This window comes from Kurthia sp. Dielmo (assembly GCF_000307285.2).
Lineage (GTDB): Bacteria > Bacillota > Bacilli > Bacillales_A > Planococcaceae > Kurthia > Kurthia populi.
On the sequence record NZ_HE578960.1, the window covers coordinates 212099 to 223416 of the forward strand.

At 34.4% G+C, this 11318-nt stretch carries 12 protein-coding genes and 1 pseudogene; 8 read left to right on the forward strand and 5 right to left on the reverse strand.

Translation table 11 applies throughout. The features are described from left to right. Window positions 1-436: 436 nt before the first annotated feature. From KTHG_RS14540 to KTHG_RS14555, 4 genes are all read right to left on the reverse strand, one after another. Window positions 437-1519 (reverse strand): PDDEXK-like family protein, encoded by a 1083-nt coding sequence (locus tag KTHG_RS14540; RefSeq protein WP_139994613.1) that lies wholly within the window; start codon window positions 1517-1519, stop codon window positions 437-439. A 911-nt stretch (window positions 1520-2430) separates the two neighbouring features. Next, window positions 2431-2865: a YhfM domain-containing protein gene (locus KTHG_RS14545; RefSeq protein ID WP_139994615.1), complete on the reverse strand. Its 435-nt coding sequence runs from the start codon at window positions 2863-2865 to the stop codon at window positions 2431-2433. A gap of 116 nt (window positions 2866-2981) precedes the next feature. Next, entirely contained in the window at window positions 2982-3755 is a 774-nt protein-coding gene (locus KTHG_RS14550) for a YibE/F family protein (RefSeq protein WP_139994617.1), read from the reverse strand. Further along, window positions 3752-4861 carry a YibE/F family protein gene (locus KTHG_RS14555; protein WP_139994619.1) on the reverse strand — a complete coding sequence of 370 codons (1110 nt, stop codon included), beginning with the start codon at window positions 4859-4861 and terminating at the stop codon, window positions 3752-3754. The genes KTHG_RS14550 and KTHG_RS14555 overlap by 4 nt, the downstream gene beginning before the upstream one ends. Window positions 4862-5327: 466 nt before the next feature. Here KTHG_RS14555 and KTHG_RS21380 point away from each other — a divergent pair, with 466 nt between their 5' ends. Together KTHG_RS21380 and KTHG_RS14560 are read left to right on the forward strand one after the other, a co-directional pair. Beyond that, entirely contained in the window at window positions 5328-5504 is a 177-nt protein-coding gene (locus tag KTHG_RS21380; RefSeq protein ID WP_186439630.1) for a hypothetical protein, read from the forward strand. Between the two features lie 247 nt (window positions 5505-5751). Continuing rightward, window positions 5752-5952: a hypothetical protein gene (locus KTHG_RS14560; protein WP_255512478.1), complete on the forward strand. Its 201-nt coding sequence runs from the start codon at window positions 5752-5754 to the stop codon at window positions 5950-5952. Between the two features lie 115 nt (window positions 5953-6067). On the opposite strand, the gene KTHG_RS14565 is transcribed toward KTHG_RS14560, so the two are convergent. Continuing rightward, window positions 6068-7138 (reverse strand): LptM family lipoprotein, encoded by a 1071-nt coding sequence (locus KTHG_RS14565; RefSeq protein WP_139994621.1) that lies wholly within the window; start codon window positions 7136-7138, stop codon window positions 6068-6070. Between the two features lie 267 nt (window positions 7139-7405). Between KTHG_RS14565 and KTHG_RS14570 the strand changes: the two genes are divergently transcribed. From KTHG_RS14570 to KTHG_RS14595, 6 genes and pseudogenes are all read left to right on the forward strand, one after another. Then, window positions 7406-7579: a winged helix-turn-helix domain-containing protein gene (locus KTHG_RS14570; RefSeq protein ID WP_139994623.1), complete on the forward strand. Its 174-nt coding sequence runs from the start codon at window positions 7406-7408 to the stop codon at window positions 7577-7579. A gap of 551 nt (window positions 7580-8130) precedes the next feature. Continuing rightward, a pseudogene (locus KTHG_RS14575) lies at window positions 8131-9227 on the forward strand (low temperature requirement protein A). A 104-nt stretch (window positions 9228-9331) separates the two neighbouring features. Next, a complete protein-coding gene (locus KTHG_RS14580; RefSeq protein ID WP_139994625.1) occupies window positions 9332-9661 on the forward strand; it encodes a hypothetical protein in 330 nt (109 codons plus the stop codon). Beyond that, window positions 9648-10103, forward strand: coding sequence for an ASCH domain-containing protein (locus KTHG_RS14585; RefSeq protein ID WP_139994627.1), 456 nt, complete (start codon window positions 9648-9650; stop codon window positions 10101-10103). Before KTHG_RS14580 ends, KTHG_RS14585 begins: the two co-directional genes overlap by 14 nt. Window positions 10104-10233: 130 nt before the next feature. Further along, entirely contained in the window at window positions 10234-10443 is a 210-nt protein-coding gene (locus KTHG_RS14590; protein ID WP_139994629.1) for an ATP-dependent Lon protease, read from the forward strand. A 115-nt stretch (window positions 10444-10558) separates the two neighbouring features. Further along, window positions 10559-11318, forward strand: a 760-nt coding sequence (locus KTHG_RS14595) for a helix-turn-helix transcriptional regulator (RefSeq protein ID WP_139994874.1), incomplete at its 3' end; no start/stop codon positions are given.

Here is an 11318-nt window from a genome sequence, read left to right on the forward strand (position 1 = left end):
CAGTGTCAGTAGATTTGGGATTCATCACATCTAATATGGGGACAGAAACACTACTTAGTATCACACTAAATACTACGCTAGCTGATTTTGAAAATTGGATTAGAAAAGGCTTCAATAAATAAACATGCGCTTTGAACTACCCCCACTTAGCCATTCTTTGAACGTTACTTGAAGTGGGAGATTCCTACGAACAGTGCTTGCTTGTTTCCAGTTGCTCGAAACAGCGGCTTCACTTTTTTTTAGTAGGCTATCCCCGTAGTTCCTACGGTTGTTGCAAAGTTAATAACAATTACACCGATTAGCATTGGTAGTAGAACAGGGCTTTTCCAAAAAGCTAATCCTTCTTTAAAATCTGTGTTGTTTTGACGGATTTATTTGAATATATTTACAAATTAATAGAAGGAGAGAAAAAGGTGCTTTAAATTCTTCTATTTTTTTATAAAAGATTATCCTCCTTCATACTCTCGATTGTCCCATCAATAATCTTTTCTAACATCAGCACTTTCTGCGTATAATCACCAATGCTTTTCTCCAGTGAGGATTTATCGATAGGAATCGACAAGGATAGGAGTTTGGTGTTTCGTTTTTTGCTAGCTGGCAAGATTTCTTGTACACGTTCATATAAACGCTCCGCAAATAGCTGTTTATGTTCAATAAACTTCGCGTATTGTGGTTCGTTTTTAATTTTGGCATGGGGTACATAGGGGTTCGTCTCAAAACGCACGCCAATTTCGTTAAGGGAATCATTGGAGCTGCTCAATAGATTAATGTAGGTATCAATATGAACATAGAAGGTTTTGGATAAGCCAGCTTTATCAAATGGTGCTGTCGCTTTCCAATTTGATTTTGTAATCAGGAATAGGAAGTTATTGCGACCAGTACCTCCTACCTCTCCCCAGTCGAGTGTAAACAGAGTATGTGCCCTAAATTGCTCAAAAAGAAGTTGTTGCCAACATATTTTCTTTTGTGTGCTATCCAATGCATAGTCTGTAGCTAGTGTTTCTAATGGTGTACGTAACGGCGCATAAAATGCATGTAATTTTTCTTGGAAATCCTTAAAAATCATATGTAGCGTCGAATCCTGTAAAAGCCAATCCTGCGCTAAAAATTCACTATAGTATAGATGCTTAAAATTTGAGCTACTTGGTATAACCGTTGTATCCAACGTTAAGAAAATATAATGAAATGTGGCCGCTTCCATTCTAAATTTCTTTAACAAGCCTTCTTTAGCTTCGTTCGATTCATAGCGCATCGTCTGTAAAATACCTTCACCTGTGCCAAGCTTATTTTCAATTACAATGATTTGATCACCGTTCACAATCACCATATCCGGAGTTCCAATCGCTTTACCGAGTCCTAAGCGATTCATAATCGTGTACCCAGCATGTGTATTGAGCGCCACATCCCCCGCTGCTAGAAATTGTTTTAAGAAAGCTGGAGAATCTTCAAAACAGCTTTTAAGTAAATCAGAAATTACATCTTCTCTGTAAAAAATATTCAATGCGTCAATGGTGTTCACGTGTAGTGCCTCTTTTCTATGTAGATAAGTGAGTATAGCTTAACATTTTAATTTTTTGTGAAATTATGAATTCGGAAACATTATCAAAAGAGCAACGTCAGATTAAATAGAAATAAAGAGTATTTAGTTAACTGGTGTTAAAATAAATAAACGGAGTCTTAAATAAAGGGAGAAAAAATGAAAAAAATATTGCTTTCTATAGTGCTGCTAATTATAAGCATTGTATATTTAATTACATCTTTATCAAAAAAAACGCTGTATGTATCTAGTATGTCAATGGATGTGGATAATCCGATTCATTTTCACCCGTTATTTTTAAGAATCAATTTAAATATTTCTGATACTCAGCTAGCCTATTACGATATTACACTAGTACCCGTTTATCTGTTAATAGTAGTTTCATTAATATTAGTAAGTTTAGCCATGAAAAAAAGTAAAAGTAATTGATTTAAAAAATTTAAAAAGCATTCCCAAACAACATTTTGATATCCTTACAAATCAATAAATAGACGACTTTAAACACAAAGCCTACTAAAAAACGCCACTTCAATATTAATTTGAAGTGGCGTTTTGATTTGTCTATAAAAGGATGGTTTTGGAGAATTAAATTCACTATGCTAAAAATCATAAAAATTTATCAGTTCAATTTTAAAAAAAGCACCTCATTCACTGGGGTGTTTTTTTATGTACTTCAAGCTTTCCATATTCAGCATCGAACAATGAAGCGAGTTTAAAAGATGTATTGCTGCTTAAAAAAACTTAAAGCCCCGCCCATAAAATTAAATATTTATTTAGCATTTGACGAGCGGATGGAGCGAATGCTTATTCCGTCCTGCTAAAAATTAAATTATAAACTTGTTGAATTGCTTAAAAGGGCATAAAAAAAGACCTCTAAAGTCGAGGTCAAATTATTATTTTTGGTCTGATAATTCTTCGCCAACAAGGATTTCAAAGAGTTCTGCTGAATTCCCCGTATCTAGTTGAACATAGTTACTTTCGGCGTCTATAACAAGTTCTACTTTATCGTTATTCGGAGTTATCCAAAGTTCATATGTCGCCGCTTTTGATTCAACTTTAGGATTTTTGTATGGAAATATGAATCTGTAATCAGGTGGGTGAGTCATATTTACTTTTGCATGTTCCCAATCAATCTCATTTAAAATATCTTTCACTTTTTGAACCTGTTCATTATCAGTAATTTCTTTGAAATCCGCATATTTATTTTCATCACCAATGCGATGTTGAACTTGTATATAGCGTTCTTCATTTTCTCTTACGTTTGAACACCCTACTAAAAATATGGAGACGATACCAAAAAGGGAAATAAGGTATTTAATTTTTTTCATAATATCTCCTCCTATATAAAATGGCTATAATTGGAAACTATTTCATGTTTAGTATAGCATATTCTAAAAACAACAAACTTTACGAAAACAGCCTTTAACAAAAAAAATCCCACCTTTCATGAAAGGTGAGTTTCTTCTTTTGTATCTTTTAGAAAATAAGAAGCAATGAAAGCTGTGATTGGAATGACAAGGGTTACGCCAATACCAGCACAGCAAATCGTAATGAGCTCACTACTAAAAATTTTGGAGTTTACAATCTCACCAAGTGAATAGGATAAATCATTAAACCAAATAAGTAGGGCTAGGTAGCTTCCGAAAAAGGCGAAAAATAAGGTGTTCGCACTTGTACCAATAATATCTCGGCCAATGTGCATGCCAAAATCAAATAATTGTTTTCGCGTAGCTTCAGGGTGTAAAGTGAGCATTTCCCGCATTGGAGAAGCAATCGCAATGGCTGCATCTGTAATGGCGCCGATGGTACTCATAATAATGACCGAAATTACGATTTGCTGAAAATCTAGGCCAATATGGAGTGACATCATACTTAATTCTTCTGTTTCTTCCTCGCCAAACCCTTGAATTAATGAGCTTTTAGTGAAGAGCCAGATGAGTACTACAAGAAAACCAGTAGTAGCGAGCGTAGAGACGAATGCGATTTTTGTCATGGGATTTACTTCATTAATATAAAACAAATTAATGATACTAACGACAATACAGGCAATAAAAGTCAATAAAATCGGGTTGAGTTGTGGAACATTCATAAAGAAGAGCAGCACAATTACGACAATGAAATTTAAAAATAAAGCAATAAATGAACGCAATCCTTTTTTGCCGCCAATTATCAGCATACATATCGCTAAAATAATGGCGAGTACTATAATAATATTCATCGTATCGCCTGCTTTCGTTTAATAAAGAATAAGACAATGACTAGCGAAATCGGGATGGCTAACACAATACCAATGCCGCCAACAAGGGCACGGACAAGCTCTAATGAAAGGTTAATGGATAATGTGTACCCGAATGCCGATTGATTTTTAAAATAAAGTAACAGCATGGGAATGGAGCCACTTACATAGGCAAAGAATAAAATATTGGTCATTGTGCCCATAATATCTTTTCCGATTTCACGACCAGATTGAGCCAGTCTTTTTAAAGAAATAGCGGGATTTTTCTCATACAATCCATAAAGCGAGGAAGACATCGTAATCGCAATATCCATTACAGCTCCGAGCGAACCGATGAAAAGGCCTGCCATAAAGACCGTTTTATAGGGCCGCGTAATAAATTGTAGCTCTTCATAGCGCATACCTTGTTCATTTGTCAGCTTTAAGACAATATAGGCAAGCCCGAGCGACACAAATGTACCAACTAATGTGCTGATAATAGCAGTCATTGTCTTTTCGTTAAAACCATTTACGAGTAGAAGGGATAAAATGGTGAAGAGGAAAATCCCAACGATGCATAGTATAAGTAGATAGGCGTCGTATGTTGTATAAATACTAATAATGGTCCAAATAATTGCCGCGTTAATAAAAAGACTAATGACAGAAAAGAGACCTTGTAAACGCCCTACCGCAATTAAAACCGCGATAAATACCCAGAGTAGTGTGACGATATGAACGTCTCGTTTAACGCCTACAATATCATAGCTATGTACGTCATTTTTTTCGGCTAGCTTATTTTTTTCGATAAATAAATCGTGGCCAATTTCATATTCATTATCAAATCCCTTTGAGTCGGAATATTGATTAGTTAACGTGATAACGTCGCCTTTTTTTTCACCATTTGTAATTTTTGCAGTTAGCTGCTGTGTATAGAGCGTATCTTTATTATTGAATTGATCAGTAACGGCTTCCGTTTTTGTGACAGTGTTTTCTGTTACAGTCGCAATGGTTTGATGATAAAATGAATCATTATAGAGCGTAAATACGATGGAAACAGCCGCACAGAGAATGAGTAAGGCGGCAAGCCACCATTCACGAAAGGATTTCATACGCTAGGCACCTCCTTGATATGTAATACCTTAGCTATCTTACAGGTTTTGAGCATGTTGATAAAGTAGAAAGTGCCTTTGTTTAAGCTAAAAATGATACATACGGAACTAAGGAATGAAATAACTCGATAAAAGGAGCATTCTATGGGGAAAATCTTATTTATTACCTTTTTCATCGCAATCCCGCTTCTATCTATCATTGTCGTCACGAGCATAAACGTTGCGCTGCGAGACGCTGCATTTTGGCCAGCCTTAGAAGCATCTTTTCCTATCATTGTTTTTTACTATTTAGCACTGAGTATTGTGTGGATTAGTAATGTAGAAAAAATACGTCAGGTTAAATAAAAAGTAGAAACATGTCTATACATGTTTCTACATATTTTCATCATCTGGACGGTTTTTATTACTTTCCATTTTTGTTAGACTATTACTGGTAGGCTAATAAATCATACATAGGAGTGACTTAATGAAACATATCGCAGCAGCCATCTACTTATCATTTGCGTTCTTATTTATTTTCCTGCAATCATTCGATGGTTATTATACGACAAGTGGTACCTATGTAATTATTGCGTTATTCTTTGTCTTAGCAATCATTTATTTTATCCGTATCGCCAGAGATTTTTTCAAGGATTTAAAATAATAAAATGAACGAATGCCTATTCTTTGGAATGGGCGTTTTTCTTCTTTGTATTTTCATTCGGCCTTTAAAATCTTCAACATGATAGAACGATTATATTATAATAGTAATAGAATATTTTATGTAAAGGAAGGTAAGCGATGACTCAATTTATATTCTTGAATAGAAAAACCCCGAGCTTGTAGGGCGTGCTATGTAATCCCTTGACATGCTTTGCGAGCTCGGTTTTCTTTCAAGGGAGCGGTTTTAAATGAACAAACGTACGAGAGCCTATACGCGTCATCAGCGAGCAAGAACCATCGAGAGGAAATGGTTTATTCTAAAACATATATGGCAGCGAGAGCCAGAATATATGCCTGTGAAAGGCACGCTAAGCAAGAATAAAAATCCATTGCTCTTGCCGCATGTGCCGATACGAGCAGTATCATGGTATTCCAAAGGCGAAGTATAAAGCGAGATGGGCAGAAATGAAGAAGGAAATGGATTATTGATTTTTGTAGGAGCGTTTTAAGATAACTATAAAACACAAAAAAAGTAGCAATTTGCTACTTTTTTATTTTACATAATTAAATTGGTGAATAACCTAATCCTTCAAGTGTTGATTTTACGGTTTGTAGAGAATAAGAAGAATCATAGTCTTTCGAAATTTCTTCAAGCTGTGTAATATTTACATTTTCATTTTCATCTAATACAATATTACTCAAACCACGAATATATAAATTTTCTGCTACTAATTTTTTATCTTCATCATATTCTTTAACTTGGTAAATACCGACGAACGAACCCCTTTCGGCAGAATTAATGCTTGAATAGTCGTTATTATTAGCAGGTTTGAACTGACGATAGTACATTTGTTTTTCCTCTACGTCATAACTCTTAACAACTTCATTTTCATCAAAAATATTGAATTCATCTTCAAATTCTCTATTGTTATTTTCTTTAATTACACGCTTAATTTCTTTTAAATTTTTAATTTCTTCTACTTTTTCAGGAACTACTTTTAGTCCTTCTACTTTCTTTTCGACAATCCCTTTACCTTCTAAAATATAGCCAGCATCTGCAAGGTCATCAATGTTTGTTACTTTATATTGAACGGTATCACCATTTTTGAAAGTTTTAGCCTCGTCCCCTTTTGAATCTACTTCTTCAAAGTGTACTTGTGGGAGATCTTCATCATTAGGATTATATGTAAGATGTCCAGTTGCTTGTCCGCTATAACCTTCCGCCACAAACGATGTATTTTTTTCGAGTTCTGCATCTGTTAATTTTTTCGGTTCTTCTAAACCAGTAACCTCAAATTCCTTTTCTCCACCTTTGATTTTATCTGTTTTATCTTCATCTACCACTACATTTACCTTGACTTTGTCACCATTTGAAAGATTTTCTGTTTTATCAAGTTTTATATCAATTGCTTGTTCAGCTGCAGAAATTTCTTCTAATGTTTCGTAGCTATCATTTCCGGTGAAACCAAATACTTCTTTTAAATATTTCGTTTCATTTACAGTGTATTGAGCAGTTCCTTTCGTATCAATCCCATCAAAATCTACGCTAATATATTCTGTTACATCTTTAGCGCCACATCCACCTAAAATAAAAGCGCTACTTAATGCTGCGACTAAAAATTTACTTTTTTTCAACGCTATCCCTCACATTCGTTTTTAACTAAATATTCCTTAATTAGAAAATATAGTTATTTATTTTATGTAAATTTTAACATATTTTTTTGATTTTTTTGTAATAAATTTAAAAAAATTGATAGAATTGAGCGTTTAATATCATTTTTAGAATAAAAATTGCTGGAAATGAAATAGGAGATAGTTAGAAGAGAATAAAGTTAAGATGTCGTGTTCGATAGAAATCGTCTATAGATGAAAGGCTATTTAGGCGGAAAGTAGTACAATAAAATGAAAAAGGAGCTGCGTACACGCGAAGAAATTATTGAGGATTTATGGCATGACAGCTTATATATCGATGAAAATACATTGTATGTGAATATAAATCGACTACGAGAAAAATTGAAGCAAATTGGCGCAGCAGATTTTATTAAAACGGTGCGAGGAGTGGGCTATCGTTTATGATAAAGGAATTTTTAGTAGATAAAATTATTCTACTTGGATTTTCAGGGATTTTCTTTCTTTTTGTCATCATAGATATTAAATTCTGGTATGAGGATATGGAGGGTTTATCAATTTTGGCGAAAGATTTTAATGGATAAAGGCTACATCAAAAAAGCAATGCACCTTCGTACATTGCTTAAAGACCATTTGAAAACAGTCGAATGATAATCCTTGGAATAAACAAAAGTATACGCAAAATGCCATCAACTATTACTTCGATTAAAAAATCCCAAATGACCTCTACAATATTTTTTTTCATTTTAGAAAGTTGCTGTTTTTTCTTTTTCATAATCTTATTATATCGGTTTTTTTAGTTGGAGTCAGGTGTCTATAGATGACAAGCTAATAAGTTGTTATCTGTGCTGAAAGTAATTATTAGATAAGGACCATACCGCCACCATTCATACTATTTTGAGTTTTTTAGGATAAGAAATATGCCCAAGATGTTATTGACTATTACTCCTAAAACTTTATAATGGTCAAATATCGAGTAAAAGAAATGGAGGACGCACATGGAAAATAAAAAGGTCACTTGGTTAGAGCTGTTTTCCGATTTATTATTCGTTGCAGCAATAGCGACTGTTACAAGTGTACTGATTCACGTAGAACATGGAGAAATTCCACTTGAATCAATCGCAAAATTTGTCTTAATTTTTATTCCGATTTGGTGGAGCTGGGTTGGACAAACCCTATTTACGAACCGATTTGGAAAGGATTTAATTCATCATCGATTCTTTCTGATCTTACAAATGCTTTTTGCATTAGTCATGATTGCAAGTCTGTCTACTGACTTTGATTCTTATTTTGTACCATTTTTAGTTGGTTATTTAGGATTAAGAGCTTTAACGGCTATTCAATATTTATTAGCTGCGCGTGTTGAAGAAGGCGCACGTAAAAAAGTAGCTCAGTTTTTAGGGAAATATTTTTGGTTAGGCATTCTCATTTCACTTATGTCAATTTTCTTTGATAGCTGGTGGCGTTATTTCTTCTTATATCTAGGGATTATTGTGGATATTATTGTCCCAATGTTTGGAAGGAAATATTTGATGAAGAGTCCTGTAAATAGTGAGCATTTAATTGAGCGATTTAGTCAATTTACAACAATTTTATTTGGTGAGATGCTCGTTAGTACGATTGTGATTGTGCAACCAGCACCGGGCGAATGGAATAATATATTATATGGCACATTATTTTTTATTTTGATCATTTCGATGGGTTGGCAATACTTTGATAACTTAGACTTTAAAGTCGATAAAAATATAAAATCCACAGGACAACGGATTATTTATGGACATCTCTTTATTTTGATGGCCATTAGCATGATTACGATTTCAATTCGTTTGTTATTCCAAGAGCAAATGCATCCATCTTTTATTCTAATGTTTATCTTCATCGCAATGTCGATGTATTTAATCTCTACATTATTCGTCTTTAATTCGTATCGTTATTCTCATGCAAAATTGAAGAAACACCAAATTATCGTATTAACGCTATTTTTATTTGTTTTATTGCGATGATTTTTGTGAAAGTATCCATCCTTTCAAACTTTTTCATTTTAATAATGATGGTTATTTTCTTTGTTATTTATGCAATTATTTCTTTAAAGTAATGAATAGTAAGGCATTGTATCGAATATTTGGTGCAATGCTTTTTTATTTCAGAACTAATTTGAACTATTAAAGTGATATCTTTTAATGTAGGGGAGTGGGTAAAATGATGAAGAAAAAACGAATTCAACATATAAACTACAAAAGATTTAAGCTTGAAACGGATTATATAGCAGCGCAGGAATGTGAAGTATGTCATGAATATTTTGTTGTTGAGGACAAGGATATCAGGGAATACTGTCCGAGTTGCGGGGGTGCTTTAGAAAATTTCACTGAACATGAGGGAGCGGAATGTATGCAGTGCAATCAGTTGTTTGAAGCGTATGAACCGATATATGTACATAAGGAAAATCGTCGTCTATGCATAGGGTGTTATGAATTATTAGAAAAGAGGTATTTGTCTTTTAAAAGGGGGAAGTTAGATGAACAAAGTTGAAGCTTACTGGCAGAGCTATGCGACAAAAAATGGATTGAATCTTAGCACACCCGATGCGTGGATGTTTGGGGATGGCTCGAAAGAAATGGGTGATACATTAGGTGCGCTTGTTGTAGATGGCATCAAAACAGGGACCTGCGCGGCGCATTGTATTTATGAGTTAGAAGGCGAAAAGCTTCAGCAAGTCGGTCAGTTTGATATTGTCTTAGATGGCGATGAAAATCCGCTTGCCATTATTCAATATACCAACATCGAGCTTGTCAAAATGAAGAATGTAACACCTGCCTTTGCAAAATCGGAGGGTGAAGGGGATTTAAGCTATGATTACTGGTATGACGCCCATGTGCAGTTCTTTACATGGGAGCTAGGCTTATATGATCTCACCTTTACACCAGATATTGTGCTCGTTTGCCAAACGTTTGAAGTGGTTGATATTTATTAAAAGCACCTAAAATGATGGCATAGGTTTTTTGACCTGTTTTATTTTTCAGTATAATATTTTTCATGGATGTATGTTATGCTTTAATTGGTTATTACCATAATAAGGTATAATTTACAAAGGGGTGACAACGATGAAATTATTTTTATGTATACTGGGTGCGGCCGTATTAAGTAGTTTACTTTTCTTTGGTATTTTTGGTATTTATATTGTCAGTGCGATCGTAATTGGTGTGTTATTTAGAGCATTGATGCTACTTCAAGAGATTCATAAACAAACGGTACCAGCGAAGGATAAGGTAAATGATGCCTATACAAGCTATATGAACGAGCGAGAAAATTAAAGGTACATACAAAAAAGCGTGATTCTTATGATGAAATCACGCTTTTTTTGTTAGCGCAATAAATATCAAAAATGATGCAAGTTTTTCACATATACTTATTTTGAGGTGAAGCAAGATGTACAGTCAAGCAGTCGAGCAAATCATTGATACATTAGAGGAACAGTTATTAACTGATTGGCAGTTGGAGCAATATGCGGAGCGAATAGGCTATTCAAAATATTATTTAACAAGAACCTTTAAAAAAGAAACGGGTCTTACGATAGGAGCGTATATTCGAAGAAGACGTCTTGCTGTAGCGGCATTTTTATTACTGCATACAGAAGAAATTATTTTAGATATAGCACTTGAATGCCAATTTCAGTCCCAAGAATCGTTTGCCCGTGCATTTAAAGAATTGTACAGGATGCCGCCAGGAAAATATCGCCAAATGATGCGTGATTTATACATGAAGGAGGAAAAAGAGATGGTACAAAATGAAGTGAAGGGTTGGTTGCTGACAGGAACCAATCCAGCTCTCTATACAATGAAGGCAGATTATGAAGTGTTTCATACAGGCTCAAAATCAGGTTATTTAGGTGCTATTCAGCCTGCTGAAGAGGGGCAGTTCGGTACGATGATGCAAGTTTTTTCAGCTAAAAATTGGCTTGGTAAACGTATGAAAATGTCCTGCTTCATTAAAACAAAGGATGCTATGAAATGTGGAGCTTGGTGTCGAATTGATACAAGAAATGGTGATTTACTTCAGTTTGATAATATGGATAACCGCGCAATCCACGGCACAACAGATTGGAATTATTACTCGATTGTTTTAGATGTAGTAGAGGAAAGTGCTGCCATTCATTTTGGTGTACTACTCGTTGGGTCAGGCGAAGTAT